This is a genomic window from Ferrovibrio xuzhouensis (assembly GCF_042648965.1).
Classification (GTDB): Bacteria; Pseudomonadota; Alphaproteobacteria; order Ferrovibrionales; family Ferrovibrionaceae; genus Ferrovibrio; species Ferrovibrio xuzhouensis.
Window position 1 is genome coordinate 1 of sequence record NZ_JBHRYJ010000004.1, and the last position, 23,875, is coordinate 23,875.

Sequence of the window (23,875 nt, forward strand, 5' to 3'; positions counted from 1 at the left end):
CGCGAAGGTCATTGCGTAAGCGAGGGCCTGTTGCGCGTGCAGGGGCGTAGCTCAACTGGCTAGAGCACCGGTCTCCAAAACCGGGGGTTGGGGGTTCGACTCCCTCCGCCCCTGCCAGCGTGACACAGAGTAGACGAGTACAGGTAGGTACAAAGGTATGGCGAAGGTCAGTCCGATCGAGTTTTTCCGGCAGGTCCGGCAGGAAACCGCCAAGGTGACCTGGCCGTCCCGGAAGGAGACCCTCGTCACCACGGCGATGGTGTTTTTGATGGGGCTGGTCGCCGCCCTGTTCTTTTTCACGGTCGATTCGATCCTGCGCCTGGGTGTGCAGCTCGTTCTCGGCATGGGGAGCTGACGATGGCGGCGCGCTGGTACATCGTCCATGTGTATTCGAACTTCGAAAAGAAGGTCGCCCAGGCGATCCGCGATGCCGCGGCGCAGAAGGGCATGAGCGATCTTTTCGAAGAAGTGCTGGTGCCGACCGAGGAAGTGGTGGAAGTCCGCCGCGGCCAGAAGGTCAATGCCGAACGCAAGTTCTTCCCCGGCTATGTGCTGGCGAAGATGGAAATGACCGACGAGACCTACCATCTCGTCAAGAATACGCCGAAGGTCACCGGTTTCCTGAGTTCGGGCGGCAAGCCGTCGCCGATCACGGATGCCGAGGCGCAGCGGATCGCCAACCAGGTGAAAGAGGGCGTCGAGCATCCGAAGCCCTCGATCACCTTCGAGGTGGGCGAGCAGGTGCGTGTGGCCGATGGCCCGTTCACGTCGTTCTCCGGCGTGGTGGAGGAAGTCGACGAAGAGCGCGCCCGCCTCAAGGTGGCGGTGTCGATCTTCGGTCGTGCCACCCCGGTGGAGCTGGAATACAGCCAGGTCGAGAAGCAGTGATCTGACTGTCGAGTACCCGGGCGCGTAACGGCCCGGCTCACCGTGTGGGAGACAGCCACGGTCCATTTCGCCGGACCGGAACCTGCCGTACCGCACCTCCGCTGACCGGAGAGCATGGTCTCTCCGAAGCAGGAAAGGACTGAAACGATGGCGAAGAAGATTGACGGTTACATCAAGCTGCAGGTTCCGGCCGGCAAGGCCAACCCGTCGCCGCCGATTGGCCCGGCGCTGGGCCAGCGCGGCGTGAACATCATGGAATTCTGCAAGGCGTTCAACGCGCAGACCAAGGAACTCGAGCAGGACATGCCGATCCCGGTGGTTATCACCGTGTATTCGGACCGCTCGTTCACCTTCATCACCAAGACCCCGCCGGTGACCTTCTTCCTGAAGAAGGCCGCCAACATCAAGTCCGGTTCCAAGCAGACCGGCCGTGGTGACAAGGTCGGTGCGGTGACGATGGACCAGGTGCGCGAGATCGCCAAGCAGAAGATGAAGGATCTCAACGCTCACGACATTGATGCCGCCTGTCGCATGATCGTCGGTTCGGCCCGTTCCATGGGCCTGGACGTTCACGGCGAATAAGGGGAGATCAGGATCATGAGCAAGGGCAAGCGTTACACCACCGTCGCGAAGACCGTGAACCCCGACCAGCGCTATGGCGTCGATCAGGCGGTCAAGCTGGTCAAGGCCGCGGCCAAGGCCAAGTTCGACGAGACCATCGAGATCGCGATGAACCTCGGCGTCGATCCCCGCCATGCCGACCAGATGGTCCGTGGCGTGGTGACCATGCCGTCGGGCACTGGCAAGACCGTGCGCGTCGCCGTCTTCGCCAAGGGCGCGAAGGCCGAGGAAGCCAAGAAGGCCGGTGCCGACGTGGTCGGCGCCGACGATCTGGCCGAGATCATCAACGGCGGCAAGATCGAGTTCGACCGCTGCATCGCCACCCCGGACATGATGGCCGTCGTCGGCAAGCTGGGTAAGGTGCTCGGCCCGCGTGGCCTGATGCCGAACCCGAAGCTCGGTTCGGTCACCATGGACGTTGCCGGCGCGGTCAAGGCCGCCAAGGGCGGCCAGGTCGAGTTCCGCGTCGAGAAGGCCGGCTTGATCCATGCCGGCATCGGCAAGGCGTCGTTCAGCGAGGACCAGATCCTCGCCAACGTGCGCGCCTTCATCGATGCCGTCATGAAGGCCAAGCCGACCGGCGTGAAGGGTCACTATGTGAAGAAGATCGCGCTCAGCTCGACCATGGGTCCGGGCGTGCGCATCGAGCTGAGCGACGCGCTCGGCGGTGCGGCCGACAAGGCCGCCGCCTAAGACGCCCGCGTATCTGCACAGCAGATGCGCTGAGTTTGTGTTTTGCCGACATCGCATCGCGATGCCGGCGCGAGTTTCGCCGGGCCGCCATCAAAAGCGACCCGGCGAAGCGGTGCTTCGAGAGATTGAAGTATCCGCATCCTGTCCGAGACTGCAGGCGCCCGGAGGCTTCGGCCGAAGGGTTTAAGGGGTAGCCACCTGCATAGACGGGGAAGAGAGCTTTCACGGCGGCGGCCATGATCATGCATCATGCACCGCGGCCAGGAAGGTTCGAGCCCTGGGACAGGCGAACCGGGTGATCGGTTTGCCGCAACAGGCCTGGCTGGCGACAGCCATGGCCGAAGCGACAGGTCGGTCGCTCAAGTGCCAGACAGACCGGATCATGCTCCGCAAGGAAAGTGACCGGTTCTTGTTAGGAGACGAGCAGTGGATCGTGCTCAAAAACAGGAGATGGTGACCACCCTCAACGAGGTCTTCAAGAAGGCCGAAGTTGTCGTGGTAACCCAGAACAGCGGTCTGACCGTTGCTCAGGTGACTGAGCTGCGCCGTCAGATGCGTGATGCTGGCGCCAGCTTCAAAGTCGCGAAAAACCGGCTTGTCTGCCTTGCCCTCGAGGGCACTTCCTACGCTCCCTTGAAGAATCTCTTCAAGGGCCCGACCGGCATCGCTTATGCGAATGACCCGGTCGCGGCAGCGAAGGTCGCCGTGGAATTCGCCAAGAAGAACGACAAGCTTGTCGTTATTGGCGGCGCCATGGGCGACACCGTGCTGAATGCGGAAGGGGTGAAGTCATTGGCGAGTCTGCCGTCGCTCGATGAGCTGCGCGGCAAGATCATCGGCCTGCTCAACGCGCCTGCGACCAAGGTCGCCGGCGTCGTGCAGGCGCCGGCTGGCCAGTTGGCCCGCCTGCTCAATGCCTATGCCACCAAGGGTTAAGGTCGAAAGCCGAACCGAAACCAGTCCTACCAGGTATCGAACCTAAACGAACGGAGTAACTGAAATGGCTGATTTGCAGAAGATCGTCGACGAGCTGTCGACCCTGACCGTCCTCGAAGCCGCCGAGCTCGCCAAGCTTCTCGAAGAGAAGTGGGGCGTTTCGGCTGCGGCTCCGGTTGCCGTTGCCGCTGCTGGCGGTGGCGCTGCCGCCCCGGCCGCCGAGGAGAAGACCGAGTTCAACGTCGTTCTCATGGAAGCCGGCGCGAACAAGATCAACGTGATCAAGGAAGTGCGTGCCATCACCGGCCTGGGCCTCAAGGAAGCCAAGGACCTGGTCGAAGGCGCGCCGAAACCGGTCAAGGAAGGCGTCAACAAGGACGAGGCCGCCAAGCTCAAGGCTCAGCTGGAAGCTGCCGGCGCCAAGGTCGAGGTCAAGTAAGTCGACCCGATTGCTTACGGGCGGGGCGGGACAGCGTGGTCCCGCCCCGGTACCCGCACTAGGTAACACCACGCTCCTGGCCGCCGCAGGGTTTCGGCGGACCAACGATACCGGATCTGGGCGCGGCGATCGCCCGGCGGGATATGGGCCCGCGAAACTCATCGCTATCCGGATCGTTTGCGGCCCCCTCGCGGGCCGCCTGATGAAAGATTAGGGACAGACATGACTTTGTCGTTCACCGGCCGCAAGCGCGTTCGCAAGAGCTTCGGGCGTATCCCGAGCGTTTCCTCGATGCCCAACCTGATCGAGGTGCAGAAAAGCTCCTATGACAGCTTCCTGATGATGAATGATGACGCCGCGACCCGGCCCGATGCCGGTCTGCAGAGCGTCTTCAAGTCGGTGTTCCCGATCAAGGATTTCTCCGAGACCTCGTCGCTGGAATTCGTCAAGTACGAGTTCGAGGCGCCGAAGTACGACGTCGACGAGTGCATGCAGCGCGGCATGACCTTTGCCGCGCCGCTCAAGGTGACGCTGCGCCTGATTGTCTTCGAAGTTGATCCCGACACCCAGGCCAAGTCCGTGCTCGATATCAAGGAGCAGGACGTCTACATGGGCGACATGCCGCTCATGACCGACAAGGGCACCTTCATCATCAACGGCACCGAGCGCGTCATCGTCAGCCAGATGCACCGCAGCCCGGGCGTGTTCTTCGACCACGACAAGGGCAAGACCCATTCGTCGGGCAAGTATCTCTACACCGCCCGCGTGATTCCCTATCGCGGCTCGTGGCTCGACTTCGAGTTCGACGCCAAGGACATCGTGCATGTCCGCATCGACCGCCGCCGCAAGCTGCCGGTCACCACGCTGTTCTTCGCGCTCGGCCTGACCCAGGAAGAGATTCTCGACGCCTTCTACAAGAAGGCGATCTACAAGCACGACAAGAAGGGCTGGCGCACCGACTATAACGCCGAGCGCATGCGCGGCGTGCGGCTGAATTCCGAGATGATCAACGCCAAGACCGGCAAGGTCGTGGCCGAGGCCGGCACCAAGATCACCCCGCGGCTGGCCAAGAAGCTGGCTGACGAGGGCCTGAAGGAACTGCTGATCACGCCGCAGGACATGGTCGGCAAGTACAACGCGCTCGACATCATCAACGACACCACCGGCGAGATCTACCTCGAGGCGGGCGAGGAGCTCGACGTCAAGAAGATCGAGGCGCTGGAAGCTGCCGGCATCGAGCAGATTTCGGTGCTCGACGTCGACCACGTCACCATCGGTTCGTATATCCGCAACACCATGGTGGCTGACAAGAACCAGAGCCGCGAGCAGTCGCTGTTCGAGATCTACCGCGTGATGCGTCCGGGCGAGCCGCCGACGATGGACACCGCCGAGGCGCTGTTCCACGGCCTGTTCTTCGACTCCGAGCGCTATGACCTCTCGGCGGTCGGCCGCGTCAAGATGAACGCGCGCCTCAACCTGGAGGCCGAGGACACCGTGCGCGTTCTGCGCACCGAGGACATCCTCGCCTGCGTGCGCACCCTCACCGAGCTGAAGGATGGCCGCGGCGAGATCGACGACATCGACCATCTCGGCAACCGCCGCGTCCGCTCGGTCGGCGAGCTGATGGAGAACCAGTACCGCATCGGCCTGCTGCGCATGGAGCGTGCGATCCGCGAGCGCATGAGCTCGGTGGACATCGACACCGTGATGCCGCATGACCTGATCAATGCCAAGCCGGCGGCGGCCGCGGTGCGCGAGTTCTTCGGCTCGTCGCAGCTGTCGCAGTTCATGGACCAGACCAACCCGCTGTCGGAAATCACCCACAAGCGCCGCCTGTCGGCGCTTGGCCCGGGCGGTCTGACCCGCGAGCGTGCCGGCTTCGAAGTGCGCGACGTGCACCCGACCCATTACGGCCGCATCTGCCCGATCGAGACGCCGGAAGGCCCGAACATCGGCCTGATCAACTCGCTGGCCACCTATGCCCGCGTCAACCAGTACGGCTTCATCGAGAGCCCGTACCGCCGCATCCGCGACGGCAAGACCACCGACGAGGTCGTCTACCTGACCGCGATGGAAGAGGGCAAGTACACCATTGCCCAGGCCAATGTCGAGATCGACCCCAAGGGCAAGCTGGTCGGTGACCTGGTGTCCTGCCGCTGCAACGGCGACTTCGTGATGACGCGCCCCGAAGGCGTCGACTTCATGGACGTCTCGCCCAAGCAGCTGGTTTCGGTTGCCGCGGCGCTGATCCCGTTCCTCGAGAACGACGACGCCAACCGCGCGCTGATGGGCTCGAACATGCAGCGCCAGGCGGTGCCGCTGATTCGCGCCGAGGCGCCGCTGGTCGGCACTGGCATGGAAGAGGTGGTGGCCCGCGATTCCGGCGCCACCATCGTGGCCAAGCGTTCGGGCATCGTTGACCAGATCGACGGTACGCGCATCGTGGTGCGCGCCACCGAAGAGATGGACATGACGAAGTCGAACGTCGACATCTACAAGCTGCTGAAGTTCCAGCGCTCGAACCAGAACACCTGCATAACCCAGCGTCCGCTGGTGAAGGTGGGCGACGTGGTCAAGGCTGGCGACATCATCGGCGACGGCCCGTCGACCGAGCTCGGCGAGCTGGGTCTCGGCCGCAACGTGCTGGTCGCCTTCATGCCGTGGAATGGTTACAACTTCGAAGATTCGATCCTGATCTCCGAGCGGATCGCCAAGGACGACGTCTTCACCTCGATCCACATCGAGGAATTCGAGGTGATGGCCCGCGACACCAAGCTGGGGCCTGAGGAAATCACCCGCGACATCCCGAACGTCGGCGAGGAAGGCCTGAAGAATCTCGACGAGGCCGGCATCGTCTACATCGGCGCCGAGGTGCATCCGGGCGACATCATGGTCGGCAAGATCACGCCGAAGGGCGAGAGCCCGATGACGCCGGAAGAGAAGCTGCTGCGCGCCATCTTCGGCGAAAAGGCCTCGGATGTGCGCGACAGCTCGCTGCGCGTGCCGCCGGGTGTCTCCGGCACCATCGTGGAAGTGCGCGTCTTCTCGCGCCATGGCGTCGAGAAGGATGAGCGCGCCCTGGCCATCGAGCGGGCCGAGATCGAGCGTCTGGCCAAGGACCGCGACGACGAGAAGGCGATCATCGAGCGCTCCATCTACGGCCGTCTGCGCGAGCTGCTGCTCGGCAAGCAGGCCGAGAAGGGCCCGAAGGGCTTCAAGGATGGCGGCAAGATCACCGAGCAGGTGCTTGAGGAGTTGACCCCCGGCCAGTGGTGGCAGATCGACCTCAAGAACGAAAAGAACATGGCCGACATCGAGGCCCTGAAGAAGCAGTATGATGCGGCCACCACCCGCATCCAGAAGCGCTTCGAGGACAAGGTCGAGAAGCTGCAGCGCGGCGACGAGCTGCCGCCCGGCGTGATGAAGATGGTCAAGGTCTTCGTCGCGGTGAAGCGCAAGCTGCAGCCCGGTGACAAGATGGCCGGCCGCCACGGCAACAAGGGTGTCATCTCGCGCATCATGCCCGAAGAGGACATGCCCTATCTCGAGGATGGCCAGCCGGTCGATATCGTGCTGAACCCGCTCGGCGTGCCGTCGCGCATGAACGTCGGTCAGATCCTGGAAACCCATCTGGGCTGGGCTTCGGCCGGCCTGGGCCGTCAGATCGGCGACATGCTCGACAAGGTGCGGCGCAACACGGCCAAGGCCGAAGAGCTGCGCAAGGTGTTGAAGTCGATCTACTCGAAGCAGGAATACGCCGACAAGATCAACGACCTTGCCGACGAGCAGGTGCTTGAGCTGTGCGACAACCTGCGCCGTGGCGTGCCGATGGCCACCCCGGTGTTCGACGGTGCCCATGAGCCGGACATCGTCGAGATGCTGGAAAAGGCCGGGCTGGACAAGTCGGGTCAGGTCACCCTGATCGACGGCCGCACCGGTGAGTCCTTCGACCGCAAGGTCACGGTCGGCTACATCTACATGCTGAAGCTGCACCACCTGGTCGACGACAAGATCCACGCCCGCTCGATCGGTCCGTACTCGCTGGTCACCCAGCAGCCGCTCGGTGGCAAGGCGCAGTTCGGCGGTCAGCGCTTCGGTGAAATGGAGGTCTGGGCGCTCCAGGCCTACGGCGCCGCCTATACCCTGCAGGAGATGCTTACGGTCAAGTCGGATGACGTTGCCGGCCGTTCGAAGGTCTACGAGGCCATCGTGCGCGGCGACGACAACTTCGAGGCCGGTATCCCCGAGTCGTTCAACGTGCTGGTCAAGGAGATGCGGTCGCTCGGCCTGAATGTCGAGCTGTCGCAGCGCTCCTACTGATCATCGCGAAACGCATTCTCCACGAGGAGACGACACCATGAACGAACTGAGCAACGTTTTCGGCCAGCCCCAGGGCGCCCAGAGCTTCGACCAGATCCAGATCTCGATCGCGTCGCCCGAGCGCATCCGCTCGTGGTCCTACGGCGAGATCAAGAAGCCGGAGACCATCAACTACCGTACATTCAAGCCGGAGCGGGACGGCCTGTTCTGCGCCCGCATCTTCGGCCCGATCAAGGACTACGAGTGCCTGTGCGGCAAGTACAAGCGCATGAAGTATCGCGGCGTGATCTGCGAGAAGTGCGGCGTCGAAGTCACGCTCTCCAAGGTCCGGCGCGAGCGCATGGGCCATATCGAGCTGGCCTCGCCGGTGGCGCATATCTGGTTCCTCAAGTCGCTGCCGAGCCGCATCGGCCTGATGCTCGACATGACGCTGAAGGATCTCGAGCGCATCCTGTATTTCGAGAACTACGTCGTCGTCGAGCCGGGCCTGTCGCCGCTCAAGCAGTTCGACCTGCTGACCGAGGAACAGCTCTATCACGCCCAGGACGAATACGGCGATGACGCCTTCGTTGCCAAGATCGGCGCCGAGGCGATCCGTGACCTGCTCGGCGCGATCGATCTCGAGAAGGAGCGCGAGAATATCCGCCAGGAGCTCGCCGAGACCACGTCGGAACTGAAGCCGAAGAAGCTGGTCAAGCGACTCAAGCTGGTCGAGTCGTTCATCGATTCCGGCAACCGCCCGGAATGGATGGTGCTGACCGTGGTGCCGGTGATCCCGCCCGAGCTGCGCCCGCTGGTGCCGCTGGACGGTGGTCGTTTCGCCACCTCGGACCTCAACGACCTGTATCGCCGCGTCATCAACCGCAACAACCGTCTGAAGCGGCTGATCGAACTGCGCGCGCCGGACATCATCGTGCGCAACGAAAAGCGCATGCTGCAGGAATCGGTCGATGCGCTGTTCGACAACGGCCGCCGCGGCCGCGTGATTACCGGCGCCAACAAGCGTCCGCTGAAGTCGCTCAGCGACATGCTGAAGGGCAAGCAGGGCCGTTTCCGCCAGAACCTGCTCGGCAAGCGCGTCGACTATTCGGGCCGTTCGGTCATCGTCGTCGGTCCGGAACTCAAGCTGCACCAGTGCGGCCTGCCGAAGAAGATGGCGCTCGAACTGTTCAAGCCGTTCATCTATTCCAAGCTTGAGCTGCGCGGCCTCGCCGCCACCGTCAAGATGGCGAAGAAGATGGTCGAGAAGGAGCGGCCGGAGGTCTGGGACATCCTCGAAGAGGTGATCCGCGAGCATCCGGTGCTGCTGAACCGCGCGCCGACCCTGCATCGTCTGGGCATCCAGGCGTTCGAGCCGACCCTGATCGAGGGCAAGGCGATCCAGCTGCATCCGCTGGTCTGCGCCGCCTTCAACGCCGACTTCGACGGTGACCAGATGGCGGTGCACGTGCCGCTGTCGCTGGAAGCCCAGCTCGAAGCCCGCGTGCTGATGATGTCGACCAACAACATCCTCAGCCCGGCGAACGGCAAGCCGATCATCGTGCCGTCGCAGGATATCGTGCTCGGCCTGTACTACACCTCGATGGAGCGCGCCGCCCCGCTGGGCAACGTGCTCAAGATCAAGGACACTGCCGCGCTGCTCAAGGCCTGGGCCGAGGATGACATCATCCTGTTCGACCCCAAGACCCACGTCGAGCTGCCGAAGACTGCCGTGAAGGCCGAGCTGGAGCGTCTGATCCAGGCTGGCGCCGTGGTCGAGAAGACCCCGGTGTTCTCGACCATGGCCGAGATCCAGCAGGCGCTGGATGCCAAGGCGATCACCCTGCATCACCGCATCAAGTCCCGTCTCGATACGGTCGATGCCGAGGGCAATCCGGTCACCCTGCGCGTCACCACCACGCCCGGCCGCATGCTGCTGAGCGAGATCCTGCCGAAGCACAAGAATGTGCCATTCCGCGTCATCAACCAGCTGCTGACCAAGAAGGAAATCACCAACGTCATCGACGTGGTGTATCGCCATTGCGGCCAGAAAGAGACCGTCATTTTCTGCGACCGCATTATGGCGCTCGGCTTCACCCGCGCCTTCAAGGCCGGTATCTCGTTCGGCAAGGACGACATGGTCGTGCCGCTGTCGAAGGAAAAGCACATCGACGATACCCGCAAGCTGGTCGGCGAGTACGAGCAGCAGTATCAGGACGGCCTGATCACCCAGGGTGAGAAGTACAACAAGGTGATCGACGCCTGGGCGCAGTGCACCGATCGCGTCGCCGACGAGATGATGAAGGTCATTCAGACCGACATCGATCAGGAGACCGGTCAGCGCAAGGCCATCAACTCGATCTGGATGATGGCCCATTCGGGCGCCCGTGGTTCGGCGGCGCAGATGAAGCAGCTTGCCGGCATGCGCGGCCTGATGGCCAAGCCGTCGGGCGAGATCATCGAGACGCCGATCATCTCGAACTTCAAGGAAGGCCTCACCGTGCTCGAGTACTTCAACTCGACCCACGGCGCCCGTAAGGGTCTGGCCGATACCGCGCTGAAGACTGCCAACTCGGGCTACCTGACCCGTCGCCTCGTCGACGTGGCGCAGGACTGCATCATCACCGAGGTCGATTGCGGCACCGAGCGCGGCCTGACCGTCCGCGAGGTGGTCGAGGGCGCCGAGGTGATCGCCACGCTGGGCGAGCGTATCCTTGGCCGTAGCGCGTCGATCGACATCAAGCACCCGCTGTCCGGCGAAGTGCTGATGAAGGCCGGCGAACTGATCGAGGAACGCGATGTCGACCGCATCGAGACGGCCGGTGTCGAAAGCGTGCTGATCCGTTCGGTGCTGACCTGCGACAGCGAAGTCGGCGTCTGCGGCAAGTGCTACGGCCGTGACCTGGCACGCGGTACCCCGGTCAACATCGGCGAGGCGGTCGGCGTGATCGCCGCCCAGTCGATCGGCGAACCGGGCACTCAGCTGACCATGCGTACCTTCCATATCGGCGGCACGGCCCAGGTGGCCGAACAGTCGAGCCTGGAAGCCGCCTACGACGCGACCATCAAGATCGTCAACCGCAACCTCGTTACCGACAGCCAGGGCCGCTTCGTGGTCATGGGCCGTAACTGCGAGGTCGTGCTGGTCGACGGCAATGGCCGCGAACGCGCCCGCCACAAGGTGCCCTACGGTGCCCGTCTGGTGGCCGACGAGGGTGGCAGCGTCAAGAAGGGCCAGCGCATCGCCGAGTGGGATCCGTACACCCGCCCGATCATCACCGAGCGCGAGGGTCTGGTGCATTACCGCGACCTCGTCGAGGGCGTGTCGATGCGCGAAGCGACCGACGAAGCGACCGGCATTTCCTACAAGGTCGTTTCCGACTGGAAGCAGAATCCGAAGGGCAACGAGCTGCGTCCGCGCATCACCCTGCGTGACAGCAAGGGCGAGGTGCTGATGCTGGTCAGCGGTGCCGAGGCCCGTTACTACCTGTCGGCCGACGCTATCCTGTCAGTCGAGGACGGCGCCCAGGTACATGCCGGCGACGTGCTGGCGCGTATCCCGGTGGAAGGCACCAAGACGCGTGACATCACCGGCGGTCTGCCGCGTGTCGCCGAGCTGTTCGAGGCCCGCCGTCCGAAGGACCATGCGGTCATTGCCGAGATCGACGGTCGCGTCGAGTTCGGCAAGGATTACAAGGCCAAGCGCCGTCTGGTGCTGAAGCCGGCGGAAGAGGGTGTCGATCCGGTCGAATACCTGATCCCGAAGGGCAAGCATATTGCCGTGCAGGAAGGCGACTTCGTGCGCAAGGGCGAGCATCTGCTCGATGGCAACCCGGCGCCGCACGACATCCTGAAGGTGATGGGCGTCGAGGCTCTGGCCAACTATCTCGTCAACGAGATCCAGGAGGTCTATCGCCTGCAGGGCGTGAAGATCAACGACAAGCACATCGAGGTGATCTGTCGCCAGATGCTGCAGAAGGTCGAGATCATCGATCCTGCCGAGACCACCTTCCTGATCGGCGAGCAGGTTGATCGCAGCGAGTTCGACGAGGTCAACGCCAAGACCGAAGCCGAAGGCCGCAAGATCGCCAAGGGCATGCCGGTTCTGCTCGGCATCACCAAGGCGAGCCTGCAGACGCGCTCGTTCTTCTCGGCGGCGTCGTTCCAGGAGACCACTCGCGTGCTCACCGAGGCTGCCGTCGGCGGCAAGGTGGACAAGCTGGTCGGCCTCAAGGAGAACGTCATCGTCGGCCGCCTGATCCCGGTCGGCACCGGCGCGCTGATGAGCCGCATGAAGGCGCTGGCCGCACAGCGCGACCGCGACTTCGCCGACGCGCTGGAAAGCGAACTTCAGGCCGCGGTCGGCGACGCCGCCGACTGACCCTCTGCGTCATAGCGAATGGAGAAAGGCGGCCTCTGGCCGCCTTTTTTCGTGCCGGCCCTGCTTTCGCCACATTCCTTGTGTGAACTTCATTCCGCCATGAAGGATATGAAGCTCAACCGGCGACAGATCATTGCAGGCAGCGCCCTGATCGGGGCGGCGACCGCGGCGAATACCGCCGTGGCCCGCGAATACAACGGCGGCGTTCCCTGGCAGCCGCGCGACGCCGATGCGCCGCAGTCCGTGCAGGGCACCGGTTACGTGTTTTTCACGCCGGAAGAGGCACTTTTCGTCGAGGCCGCCGTCGCACGGCTGATCCCCAGGGACGAGCTCGGCGGCGGCGCCATCGAAGCCGGCGTGCCGTTTTTCATCGACCGCCAGCTCGCCGGCGAATTCGGCCGCGCCCAGCGCTGGTACATGCTGGGTCCCTGGGCCGATGGCGATCCCAACCAGGGCTACCAGAGCCGCATGGTGCCGGCGCAGATGTACCGCGCTGCGATCCGCGAGATCGATGCCCATTGCCGCAGCACCTACAGCAACCGCAATTTTGCGGCCCTGACCGCCGACGAGCAGGACAAGATCCTGCATGGCGTGGAGAAGGGCGACGTGAAGCTGACCGATGCTCCCGGGCCGGTGTTTTTCGAACTGTTTCTCAGCAATTCAACAGAGGGTTTCTTTTCCGACCCGATCTATGGCGGCAATCGCGACATGATCGGCTGGAAGCTCATCGGCTTTCCCGGTGCGCATTACGATTACCGCCCATACGTCGCCAAGCATGGCGAGAAACTGAATATACCGCCGGTCGGCATCAAGGGCCGCCCGGGCTGGACGCCGCAGGGCTGAAGTTTTTTTCCGGTCCGGGGCGTTGGTCCGGGGGCTGGTCCGGCCGCGACGATACAGAACGATAACCGTTATCCCTCTCTGCATGCCCCATGCGGAGCGGGGCTGTGTATTTTGAAGCAGGGAGTATTTCCATGGCCCGCAAGCTGCCCTCCGTCGATGTTGTTCTGGTCGGTTTCGGGTGGACCGGCGCCATACTCGGGCAGGAGCTGACCGATGCCGGCCTGCAGGTGCTGGCGCTGGAACGCGGCGGCTGGCGCGACACCGCCACCGATTTCCCGGTCACCTTCGCCCAGGACGAGCTGCGCTATTATTTCCGTCACGAGATGTTCCAGGAGCCGGCGCGCGAGACGCTGACCTTCCGCAACAATACCGACCAGACCGCGCTGCCGATGCGGCGGTTGGGGTCCTTCCTGCCGGGCACCGGTGTGGGCGGTGCCGGCATCCACTGGAACGGCCAGACCTGGCGCTTCCTGCCCAGCGACTTCATGGCCCGCAGCCATAACGAGAAGCGCTACGGCGCCCTGCCGGCCGACATGACGGTGCAGGACTGGGGGGTCAGCTACGACCAGCTCGAATCCTATTACGACCGGTTCGAATATCTCTGCGGCATCGGCGGCAAGGCCGGCAATCTCGGCGGCAAGCCCCAGCCCGGCGGCAATCCCTTCGAAGGCGCCCGGCGCCGCGACTATCCCAACCCGCCGATGGACATGACCTACGCGCCGACATTGTTCGCCAAGGCGACTGAAGAGCTCGGCATGCACCCGTTTCCGGCGCCCTCGGCCAATATGTCACGGGCCTACACCAACCCGCTCGGCGTCAAACTCGGACCCTGCACATACTGTGGCTTCTGCGAGAAATTCGGCTGCGGCAACTATTCCAAGGCCAGCCCGCAGACCACCGTGCTGCCGGTGCTGATGCGCAAGGACAACTTCACCCTGCGTACCGGCAGCGAGGTGCTGCAGGTGCTGCTCGACGGCACCGGCAGGCGAGCGACCGGCGTACTCTACGTCGACGAGCAGGGCCAGGAATTCGAGCAGCCGGCCGACCTCGTCATCCTCTGCGCCTATGGCCTGCATAACACCCGCCTGCTGCTGCTGTCAGGCATCGGCCAGCCCTACGACCCGGCGACGGGGAAGGGCGTGGTGGGCAAGAACTACGCCTACCAGATTACCTCTTCGGTCAACGTCTTCTACGACGACAAGGTCTTCAATCCCTTCATTGGCGCCGGGGCGTTGGGCATCGCCGTCGACGATTTCAACGGCGACAATTTCGATCATGGCGGCAAGGGTTTCATCGGCGGCGGTTATCTCGCGCTGTGGACCACCAGCGGCCGGCCGATCGAGACTCATCCGACCCCGCAGGGCACGCCGCGCTGGGGCAGCGGCTGGAAGAAGGCCGTGGCGGAGAACTACCTGTCGACGGCAACGCTTTCCAGCCACGGCGGCGTGATGAGTCACCGCGGCAATTATCTCGGCCTCGACCCGACCTATCGCGACGTCTATGGCCGGCCGCTGATGCGGCTGACCTTCGATTTCACCGACAACGAACACAGGATGTCGGATTACCTCACCGACCGGCTGGAGGACATCGCCAAGGCGATGCAGCCGCGCGAGATCAAGTCCAACCGTCGCAAGGGGCATTATTCCATCGTGCCCTACCAGACCACCCACAATACCGGCGGCACCATCATGGGCACCTCGCCGCGTGACAGCGTGGTCAACCCGTTCCTGCAGAGCTGGGACGTGCACAATGTCTTTGTCATGGGCGCCGGGGTCTTCCCGCAGAATCCCGGCTACAACCCGACCGGCACGGTGGGCGCGCTGACCTACTGGGCGGCGGATGCGATCCGCCACCGTTACCTCAAGGCGCCCGGCCCGCTGGTGCAGGCCTGAGAGGAGGGAGCCGCCATGCCGTTCTCACGTTCCTCCCGTTATGCCGCCGCCGCCGGGGCTCTCGTTGCCGCGCTGCTGCTCAGCAGCATGGCCCATGGCCGCGATTTCGCCGAGATCCGGCGCGGCCGCTATCTCGCCGATGCCGGCGACTGCCGCGCCTGCCATACCGCCGAGGGCGGCAAGCCCTTTGCCGGCGGCCGCCCGCTGGAAACGCCCTTCGGCACGATCTATTCGGCCAACATCACACCCGACCGCCAGACCGGCATCGGTGCCTGGTCGGAGGCCGACTTCGCCACCGCGATGACCAAGGGCATCGCGCCCGATGGCAGCCGGCTCTATCCGGCCTTTCCCTATCCGTATTTCCGCCATGTCGCCAGCCAGGACCTGCGCGCGATCCGCGCCTATCTCGAGACCGTCGATCCGGTGCATCAGTCCGATCACCCGAACGACCTGATCTGGCCGCTGGGTCATCGCAGTCTGCTGCGCGGCTGGAACCTGCTGTTCCTCGACAAGCCGGGCTTCCGGACCCGCACCGACAAGTCGGCCGACTGGAACCGTGGCGCCTATCTGGTCGAGGGGCTGGGCCATTGCGGCGCCTGCCACACGCCGAAGAACATGTTCGGTGCCGACAAGGACAGCGCGGCCCTGCAGGGCGGCCTGCTGCAGAACTGGTTCGCGCCGAACCTGACCGGCAGCATGCGTGACGGCCTTGGCCAGTGGACCGAGAACGACATCGCCGAATATCTCAAGACCGGCAGCAACCGCCATGGTTCGGCGGTCGGTCCGATGGCCGAGGTGGTCAACTTCACCACCTCGCGGCTGAGCGATGCGGACCTGAAGGCCATCGCCGTCTATCTCAAGGACATGCCGGGCCCGGAAGCGGGTTCGGTTGCCAAGCCTGCCGATGCCGTGATGCAGGCCGGCGCCGGTATCTTTTCCGACCAGTGCCAGGCCTGCCACAACGAGGGTGGTGCCGGGGTGGCGCAGTTGTTTGCGCCGCTGAAGGGCAATGCCGGGGTGCAGGCGAAGGACCCGACCACGGCACTGCGCATCATCCTCGATGGCGCCAAGGCGGTGGCGACCGACGCCAAGCCGACCGGGCAGGCGATGCCGTCGTTTGACTGGAAGCTGACCGACGGGCAGGTGGCTGCGGTGGCGACCTATATCCGCAACGCCTGGGGCAATGCCGCCCCGGCGGTGGCGGCCGGCGACGTCAAAAAGCTGCGCAACGCCACCCGGGCGTCCGCCGAATAGGCAGGGGCCGCCGGCAGGGCTGGTGTATACTGGCAGCCTGACATGGAGCCCCGCCCATGCATGCCGAGACCCGCGAGCCTTATGAACCCGATATCGCCGGCGGCGTGACCGCCCGCCACTGGCATCGGCTGGCCGATGGCCGCCTGCAATGCGATGTCTGCCCGCGCGAATGCAAGCTGCAGGATGGCCAGCGCGGCCTGTGTTTCGTGCGTGCTCGCCGTGGCGACGATCTGGTGCTGACCACCTGGGGCCGCTCGTCGGGATTCTGCATCGACCCGATCGAGAAAAAACCGCTCAATCATTTCCTGCCCGGCACGCCGGTATTGTCCTTCGGCACGGCGGGCTGCAACCTGACCTGCAAATTCTGCCAGAACTGGGATATCTCGAAGGCCCGCGAATTCGACCGGCTGACCGACCTCGCCACGCCGGCCGCCATCGCCGAAACCGCGCGGCGCCACGGCTGTCGCGCGGTGGCCTTCACCTACAACGACCCGACCGTCTTCCTCGAATATGCCACCGACGTGGCCGAAGCCTGCCGGGCGCACGACATCAAAACCGTGGCAGTGACGGCGGGCTATATCAATCCGGCGGCGCGGGCCGACCTGTTCCGCCACATGGATGCCGCCAATGTCGATCTCAAGGGCTTCACGGAAGACTTCTATCACCGGCTCTGCACCAGCCATCTGGCAAATGTGCTGGAGACCCTGGAATACCTGCGCCACGAGACGAAGGTCTGGTTCGAGATCACGACGTTGCTCATCCCCGGCGAGAATGACAGCGATGCCGAACTGGAACGACTCTGCGCCTGGGTGGCGGAAAAGCTCGGTCCCGATGTGCCGCTGCATTTCTCGGCCTTCCATCCGGACTGGAAGATGACCGACATCCCGGCCACGCCGAAGGCGACCCTGCTGAAGGCGCACCGCATCGGCCGTGCCGCCGGGCTGCGCTATGTCTATACCGGCAACATCCACGACGCGGCGACCCAGGGCACGCCCTGCCATGGCTGCGGCGCGCTGCTGATCGGGCGGGACTGGTACGACATCACCGCCTGGGGGCTGACCGACGACGGCCGCTGCCGGCACTGCGGCACGCCCTGTGCCGGTGTCTTCGATGGCCCGCCGGGCAACTGGGGCGCCAAGCGCCAGCCGGTCCGGGTGTTGTCAGGGCGGGTGATTGCCGGGGCCTGAGAATCAGCCTAATCCAGTGCCATGGACTGGCAGGATGAAGCGGTGGTTTTGAGCGTTCGCCATTACGGCGAGAATGCCCGCATTGCCACCCTGCTGACCGAGGAGCATGGCCGCCATGCCGGTCTGGTGCGCGGTAGCGGTGCAGGCCGCGGCGGAAGCATACAAACTGGCCAGATCGTTCGCGCCGGCTGGCGCGCCAGGCTGTCCGAGCATCTCGGCAACTGGCAGCTCGAGCCGCTGAGCCACCCGTCCGCCATGATGCTGGACGACCCGGCCCGGCTGGCTGCCCTGTCGGCGGTCTGCGGTCTCGTGGATGCCACCCTGCCGGAGCGCGAGCCGCATCCGGCGCTGTTCGCCGCCACCCGGGTGCTGTTCACCCATATGGCCGAGATGGCCGACCCGGGGGACTGGGGCGCTCTCTACGTGCGCTGGGAAATGGGCCTGCTGACCGAGATGGGCTACGGGCTCGATCTGGACGCCTGTGCCGCCACGGGGGCCACCACCGGCCTGACCCATGTCTCGCCGCGCACCGGGCGGGCGGTCTCGGCCGAAGCGGCCGAGCCCTATGCCGGGCGCCTGCTGGCCCTGCCGGGCTTCCTGGTGCCGGGCCGGGGGCTGCCCCGCAACGACCCGATGGGCGCCGTGCTCGACGGCCTGGCGCTGACCGGCCATTTCCTGGAAAACCGCCTCTTTGCCCAGCTCCACGCCGCCGTGCCGGCCGCCCGGCCACGACTGCTGGAGGCCATCCGTAGAACCGCCCCTACATCTGGTGTAGAAAACCGGCCATGAGCAAGCACTTACCCCCCAAGGATGTCCCCGAATCGATTCGCAACGTGCCGCTGCCCGACGCCCTGTCGGAGCGCTACCTGGCCTATGCGCTGAGCACCATCACCTCGCGGTCGCTGCCCGACGCCCGCGACGGGCTCAAGCCGGTGCAGCGCCGGGTGCTCTATGCCATGCGGATGCTCAAGCTCGACCCGGCGTCCGGCTACAAGAAATGCGCCCGCGTGGTCGGTGACGTGATCGGTAAATACCATCCCCATGGCGACCAGTCGGTCTATGACGCCATGGTCCGGCTCGCCCAGGATTTCGCCCAGCGCTACCCGCTGGTCGACGGCCAGGGCAACTTCGGCAATATCGACGGCGATAACGCCGCCGCCATGCGATATACCGAGGCGCGCCTGACCGAGGTGGCCAATGTGCTGCTGGCCAACCTCGACGACGACACCGTCGATTTCCGCCCGAACTATGACGGCGAGGACGAAGAGCCGGCGGTGCTGCCGGCCGGCCTGCCCAACTTGCTGGCCAATGGCGCCAGCGGCATCGCGGTGGGCATGGCGACCTCGATCCCGCCGCATAACCTGCCCGAGTTGTGCGATGCGCTGCTGCATCTGATCAAGCACCCGAATGCCGGTATCGAGAAGCTGGTCGAATATGTGCAGGGGCCGGATTTTCCGACTGGCGGCCTGCTGGTCGAGCCGCTGGAAAGCCGCATCGAGGCCTACAAGACCGGCCGTGGCAGCTTCCGCCACCGCGCCCGGTGGCAGAAGGAAGAACTGCCGCGCGGCACCTGGCAGATCGTCGTCACCGAGATTCCCTACCAGGTGCAGAAATCGCGCCTGATCGAGAAGATCGCCGAGCTGATCACCGACCGCAAGGCGCCGCTGCTCGACGACGTGCGCGATGAATCGGCTGAGGACATCCGCCTCGTGCTGATCCCCAAGAGCAAGAATGTCGATCCGGCCGTGCTGATGGAAAGCCTGTTCCGGACCACCGATCTGGAAACCCGCTTCCCGCTGAACCTGAACGTGCTGGACGGCGGCCGCCTGCCCAAGGTGATGAACCTGCGCGAGGTGCTGCAGGCCTATCTCGATCATCGCCACGAGGTGCTGGAGCGGCGCAGCAAATATCGCCTGTCCAAGATCGAACATCGCCTCGAGGTGCTCGACGGCTATCTGATCGCCTATCTCAACCTCGACGAGCTGATCGAGATCATCCGCCGCGAGGACGAGCCCAAGCCGGTGATGATGAAGCGCTTCAACCTGACCGACGTGCAGGCGGAAGCGATCCTCAACATGCGTTTGCGCAGCTTGCGCCGTCTCGAGGAGATGGAGCTGAAGACAGAGCACAAGGCGCTGTCGAAGGAACGCGATGAGCTGAAGACGCTGCTCGATGACGAAGCCCTGCGCTGGCAGGCGATCGCCGGCGAGGTGCAGGAGCTGAAGAAGCAGTTCGGCCCGAAGACGGCCCTTGGCAAGCGCCGGACCACCATCGGCGATGCGCCGGTGATCTCGGACGAGGCTTTCGAGGTGCTGGTCGAACGCGAGCCGATCACCGTGATCTGTTCGGCCAAGGGCTGGATCCGCGCCATCAAGGGCCATGCTGTCGACGACGGCAGCGCCACCTTCAAGGAAGGCGACAAGGGCCGGTACTGGATTCATGCCGAGACGACAGACAAGCTGCTGCTGTTCGGCACCAACGGCCGCGCCTACACGATCGCTTGCGACAAGCTGCCACGCGGCCGCGGCCATGGCGAGCCGGTGCGCCTGACCGTCGATCTCGGCAACGACCAGGACATCGTCACCCTGTTCAAATACCAGGGCGCGCGCAAATTCCTGGTGGCCAGTAGCGACGGCCGCGGCTTCATCTGTCCCGAGGCCGAGATGCTGGCGGCGACCCGCAGCGGCAAGCAGATACTCAACGTCGCGGCGCCGGCCGAGGCCTGCGTCTGCCGCAGCATCGAGGGCGATACGGTGGCCGTGGTGGGCGAGAACCGCAAGCTGCTGCTGTTCCCGCTCGACCAGGTCCCCGAGATGACCAAGGGCCGCGGCATCACCCTGCAGAAGTACAAGGACGGCGGCCTGTCGGACGCCCGGGTCTTCACGCTGAAGCAAGGCCTGAGCTGGGTGGATTCATCGGGCCGCACCAAGAGCGAGAGCGACCTGAAGGAATACCACGGCGAGCGGGCCCAGGCCGGTCGTGTGGTCTTCCGCGGTTTCAACAAGAACAACCGCTTCGACTGACCGGCTGCCGTCGCGCGGCCATGGAAAAGGGCCTGTGCCGGCAACGGCACAGGCCCCTCTATTTTCAAATCCTGTTATTTTGCTGTGATGATTTTGCGTCAGCTGAAGACGCCGAACAGATACAGCAGGATGATGACCGGGATCGGAATCCCCAAGAGCCAGAGCAGAATGCCACGCATGAAATTCTCCTTTCGAAAAACCGGATGCAGTTGGGCTGCGTCATGATGATGCAGCTGCTCTCCGGCTTTTCGATGGTCTGCGCAAGGCGGATTTAAGGCTGTCACCTATGCGGGGCTGGCATCGCCGTCTGCCGATTGGGCGGTTTCAGCGGGTTGTTCCTTGAGGAACCACGGGACGAAGGGAACCTCGACCCTGATCTCGCTGAACTGGAAATCGTTGATCCGGCGCTGGCTGAGCGCGGCGGTGAATTCGGCCGAGCCGATGAAGATCGCCCGCTGGTCGGTATCCATCGGGTCGGTCGTCACCATCACCACCGAGGTGACACCCGGGAAGGCACGCAGGTAATAGCGCAGGGCGACCCGGGCGATGTCGTCGCTCTGGGTTGCCGGGAAGGGCGCCTTCACCACGGTCACCGCCTTGCCGTTGATCACGGTCATGGCGATCTCGTGGGTCATCGGGATGGTCTGCTGGCCGGCCGGCGTCTTGGTCTTCTTTTTCCGGCGGCCGAAAAGGAATCCGAACATGGTCGCTGTCGTCATGTGGTTTCTGACAGGAAGCTGACTTGGCAGCCCTGATATCGTGATAGGCGAAGCCCGCCAATCCTGCAAGCGGGATACGGGGGGCGCAGCCTGCCCGTTGCCACAGGGCGGTCTCTTGCACCGAATCAGCAGCCGTACTAGCAATGTTCGGGCGTCGGCCGGGCTGCCGGCCCGGATGGTCAGCAGCAGGATCGGGACATGGTTACGGATTATCTGGACGCGGCTTTCCTCGGCGTGGTCGAGGGCCTGACCGAGTTCCTGCCGGTTTCCTCCACGGGCCACCTGATCCTGCTGATCGACCTGCTCGGTTTCCGTGGTCCCCCGGGCAAGGTGTTCGAGATCGTCATCCAGCTCGGCGCCATCCTGGCCGTCTGCGTGGTCTACTGGCCACGGTTCTGGAGCACGCTGATCGGGCTGGGGCGCGACGAGCGGGCCAACAGGTTCACCCTGAACCTGCTGTTCGGTGTCTTTCCGGCGCTGGTGCTCGGCGCCCTGCTGCATGACTTCATCAAAAACGTGCTGTTCAATCCCTGGGTCGTCTCGGTGGCGCTGGTGGTCGGCGGTGTCGTGATCCTGATCGTCGAACGGGTAATCGGCCGCGGCGAGGTGGCCAGTGTCGATGATTTCAAGTTCCGCATGAGCCTGAAGATCGGCCTGCTGCAATGCCTCGCCATGATCCCCGGCGTGTCGCGTTCGGGCGCCACCATCATCGGCGCCCGCCTGCTCGGCGTGCAGCGCGCGGCGGCGGCGGAATTCTCGTTCTTCCTTGCCGTGCCGACCATGGTGGCGGCGACCGCCTATGATCTGTTCAAGAACCGCCATGACCTCACACTTGATGGCGCCGGGCTGATCGCCGTCGGCTTCGTGGTCGCCTTCATCTGCGCCGCCCTGGTGGTGCGCACCGCGGTCGCCTTCATCACCCGCTATGGCTTCATGCCGTTCGGCTGGTACCGCATCGCCGTCGGCCTGGTGATGCTTGTGGTTCTTGTCCTGCGCTGAAAAGATGGGCGCAACGAGAACTGGGAGGAGGGCGCCGGGCAATGTCTCTGCCGGCATCGGTTTACGCGGCCTTCGCCGCCACGGCTGCAAAATATCCTGACCACAGCTTTCTCTGCGTGCCGTCGCGGCCCGGGCGGGATTATGCGCCCGACGGGCTGGAGCTGAGCTACCGGCAGGCCGTCGAACTGGTCGCGGCGCTCAAGGCATCCTATGCCGCCGCCGGTTACGGGCCCGGCCACCGGGTCGGCCTGCTGCTGGAGATGCGGCCCGAGCATTTCCTGCATTTCCTCGCGCTCAACGCGCTCGGTTGCGGCATCGTGCCGGTCAATCCCGATTACCGCCACGACGAGATGCTCTACCAGCTCGATCATTCCGAGGCCGATCTCGTCATATCGGTGCCGCACCGCGTCGCCGACCTGCAGAAGGTCGCCCGCGAACGCACGGCCAAGCCGCTGCCGGTGCTGGATGCGACGGCACTGCCGCCGGCCTTTCCGGCGCCGCAGTCGCCGGCCCGCCATGAGACGCCGGGCCATGAGACCGAGGCCAGTCTGCTCTATACCTCGGGCACCACCGGGCGGCCCAAGGGCTGCATCCTCAGCAATCTCTATTTCCTCACCGCCGGCGCCTGGTATCGCGATCTCGGCGGCGTGGTAGCGATCCGCGAAGGCGAGGACCGCTTCTACAATCCGCTGCCCGTATTTCACATGAACCACTTCGCGGTGACCGGCACCTGCGCGATCCTGACCGGCAACTGCCTGATCCTGACCGAGCGTTTCAGCCCGAACCGCTGGTGGCAGGAAATCGCCGAGACCCGCGCCACCATCATCCATTACCTCGGCGTGGTGCCGCCGTTGCTGCTGAACCAGCCGGAGACGGCACTGGAGAAGCAGCACCGCGTGCGCTTCGGCCTCGGCGCCGGCGTCGAGCCGGAACTGCATGGCGCCTTCGAGCGGCGCTTCGGCTTTCCGCTCGCCGAGGTCTGGGGCATGACCGAGACCGGCCGCATCTACTGCGACTGCCACGAGCCACGCCAGATCGATACCCGCGCTTTCGGCCGGCCGCTGCCGGGCCTGGAGGCCATCGTCGCCGACGAGCAGGGCCGCGAACTGCCGCGCGGGCAGGAGGGCGAGCTGCTGGTGCGCCATTCGGCGGCCGATCCGCGGTACGGTTTCTTCAGCGGCTATCTGAAGAACGACGCGGCGACGGCGGAGGCCTGGGCCGGCGGCTGGTTCCATACCGGCGATGTGGTGCGCATGGCCGATGACGGCATGATCTGTTTCGTCGACCGGCGCAAGAACATCATCCGCCGCTCGGGCGAGAATATCGCCGCCGCCGAGATCGAGGCCTGCCTGCAGGCCCATGACGCCGTCGCCCAGGTGGCGGTGCTGGCGGCGCCGGACGAGATCCGCGAGCAGGAGGTGATGGCCTGCGTGGTACCGATGGCCGGCCAGGCGCCGACCGGGGCGCTGGCCGCCGCGCTGTTCGACTGGTGCAACGAGCGGCTGGCCTATTTCAAGGCGCCGGGCTGGCTGCTGTTCGTGGACAGCCTGCCGACCACGGGGACCCAGAAGGTGCAGAAAACGCAGATTTTCGCCCCCGGCGAGGATCCGCGCGGCCGGCCCGGTATCCACGATTTCCGCGCCCGCAAGAAACGCTGAAAACCGCGACAAAGCAGCGCAGAGGCAGGGCTTTCCGCCGGCG

The 23,875-nt window shown here is 64.6% G+C and carries 18 protein-coding genes and 1 tRNA gene; 18 read left to right on the plus strand and 1 reads right to left on the minus strand.

Going from position 1 to position 23,875, the window contains the following annotated elements; genetic code table 11:
* Positions 1-40: 40 nt before the first annotated feature.
* The 16 genes from ACFOOQ_RS16505 to ACFOOQ_RS16580 all read left to right on the plus strand — a co-directional run bounded on the left by ACFOOQ_RS16505 (position 41) and on the right by ACFOOQ_RS16580 (position 20,731).
* A tRNA-Trp gene (locus ACFOOQ_RS16505) sits at positions 41-117 on the plus strand.
* A gap of 40 nt (positions 118-157) precedes the next feature.
* Positions 158-355, plus strand: a complete 198-nt coding sequence (gene secE, locus ACFOOQ_RS16510) for a preprotein translocase subunit SecE (protein ID WP_379728682.1) — start codon at positions 158-160, stop codon at positions 353-355.
* A 2-nt stretch (positions 356-357) separates the two neighbouring features.
* Complete coding sequence (nusG, locus tag ACFOOQ_RS16515) at positions 358-888, plus strand: transcription termination/antitermination protein NusG (RefSeq protein WP_379728684.1); 531 nt, start codon at positions 358-360, stop codon at positions 886-888.
* A 147-nt stretch (positions 889-1,035) separates the two neighbouring features.
* Positions 1,036-1,470, plus strand: coding sequence for a 50S ribosomal protein L11 (gene rplK, locus ACFOOQ_RS16520; protein WP_379728686.1), 435 nt, complete (start codon positions 1,036-1,038; stop codon positions 1,468-1,470).
* Positions 1,471-1,485: 15 nt separating this feature from the next.
* Positions 1,486-2,202 (plus strand): 50S ribosomal protein L1, encoded by a 717-nt coding sequence (rplA, locus tag ACFOOQ_RS16525; RefSeq protein WP_379728688.1) that lies wholly within the window; start codon positions 1,486-1,488, stop codon positions 2,200-2,202.
* Between the two features lie 426 nt (positions 2,203-2,628).
* On the plus strand, positions 2,629-3,138 hold the full coding sequence (gene rplJ, locus ACFOOQ_RS16530; RefSeq protein ID WP_379728690.1) for a 50S ribosomal protein L10: 510 nt from the start codon (positions 2,629-2,631) through the stop codon (positions 3,136-3,138).
* A gap of 64 nt (positions 3,139-3,202) precedes the next feature.
* Positions 3,203-3,577: a 50S ribosomal protein L7/L12 gene (rplL, locus tag ACFOOQ_RS16535; RefSeq protein WP_379728692.1), complete on the plus strand. Its 375-nt coding sequence runs from the start codon at positions 3,203-3,205 to the stop codon at positions 3,575-3,577.
* 222 nt (positions 3,578-3,799) lie between these two features.
* Positions 3,800-7,897, plus strand: a complete 4,098-nt coding sequence (rpoB, locus tag ACFOOQ_RS16540) for a DNA-directed RNA polymerase subunit beta (RefSeq protein ID WP_379728694.1) — start codon at positions 3,800-3,802, stop codon at positions 7,895-7,897.
* 37 nt (positions 7,898-7,934) lie between these two features.
* Complete coding sequence (gene rpoC, locus ACFOOQ_RS16545; RefSeq protein ID WP_379728696.1) at positions 7,935-12,257, plus strand: DNA-directed RNA polymerase subunit beta'; 4,323 nt, start codon at positions 7,935-7,937, stop codon at positions 12,255-12,257.
* Between the two features lie 99 nt (positions 12,258-12,356).
* On the plus strand, positions 12,357-13,100 hold the full coding sequence (locus ACFOOQ_RS16550; RefSeq protein WP_379728698.1) for a gluconate 2-dehydrogenase subunit 3 family protein: 744 nt from the start codon (positions 12,357-12,359) through the stop codon (positions 13,098-13,100).
* A 131-nt stretch (positions 13,101-13,231) separates the two neighbouring features.
* Positions 13,232-14,992, plus strand: coding sequence for a GMC family oxidoreductase (locus tag ACFOOQ_RS16555; RefSeq protein ID WP_379728700.1), 1,761 nt, complete (start codon positions 13,232-13,234; stop codon positions 14,990-14,992).
* Between the two features lie 15 nt (positions 14,993-15,007).
* The gene (locus ACFOOQ_RS16560; RefSeq protein ID WP_379728702.1) at positions 15,008-16,246 is read left to right on the plus strand and encodes a c-type cytochrome; all 1,239 of its coding nucleotides are present in this window, start codon (positions 15,008-15,010) and stop codon (positions 16,244-16,246) included.
* 56 nt (positions 16,247-16,302) lie between these two features.
* Complete coding sequence (amrS, locus tag ACFOOQ_RS16565; protein WP_379728704.1) at positions 16,303-17,433, plus strand: AmmeMemoRadiSam system radical SAM enzyme; 1,131 nt, start codon at positions 16,303-16,305, stop codon at positions 17,431-17,433.
* Between the two features lie 21 nt (positions 17,434-17,454).
* Positions 17,455-18,222 (plus strand): DNA repair protein RecO, encoded by a 768-nt coding sequence (gene recO / locus ACFOOQ_RS16570; protein WP_379728706.1) that lies wholly within the window; start codon positions 17,455-17,457, stop codon positions 18,220-18,222.
* Positions 18,219-20,456, plus strand: a complete 2,238-nt coding sequence (parC, locus tag ACFOOQ_RS16575) for a DNA topoisomerase IV subunit A (RefSeq protein WP_379728708.1) — start codon at positions 18,219-18,221, stop codon at positions 20,454-20,456. The genes recO and parC overlap by 4 nt, the downstream gene beginning before the upstream one ends.
* A 20-nt stretch (positions 20,457-20,476) precedes the next feature.
* Positions 20,477-20,731, plus strand: coding sequence for a hypothetical protein (locus ACFOOQ_RS16580; protein ID WP_379728710.1), 255 nt, complete (start codon positions 20,477-20,479; stop codon positions 20,729-20,731).
* Between the two features lie 9 nt (positions 20,732-20,740).
* Here ACFOOQ_RS16580 and ACFOOQ_RS16585 read toward each other — a convergent pair whose 3' ends face one another.
* On the minus strand, positions 20,741-21,160 hold the full coding sequence (locus ACFOOQ_RS16585) for a hypothetical protein (RefSeq protein WP_379728712.1): 420 nt from the start codon (positions 21,158-21,160) through the stop codon (positions 20,741-20,743).
* A 213-nt stretch (positions 21,161-21,373) separates the two neighbouring features.
* On the opposite strand from ACFOOQ_RS16585, the gene ACFOOQ_RS16590 reads away from it, so the two are divergent.
* On the plus strand, positions 21,374-22,174 hold the full coding sequence (locus tag ACFOOQ_RS16590; RefSeq protein ID WP_379728714.1) for an undecaprenyl-diphosphate phosphatase: 801 nt from the start codon (positions 21,374-21,376) through the stop codon (positions 22,172-22,174).
* Between the two features lie 41 nt (positions 22,175-22,215).
* Positions 22,216-23,832, plus strand: coding sequence for an AMP-binding protein (locus tag ACFOOQ_RS16595; protein ID WP_379728716.1), 1,617 nt, complete (start codon positions 22,216-22,218; stop codon positions 23,830-23,832).
* Positions 23,833-23,875 lie beyond the last annotated feature (43 nt).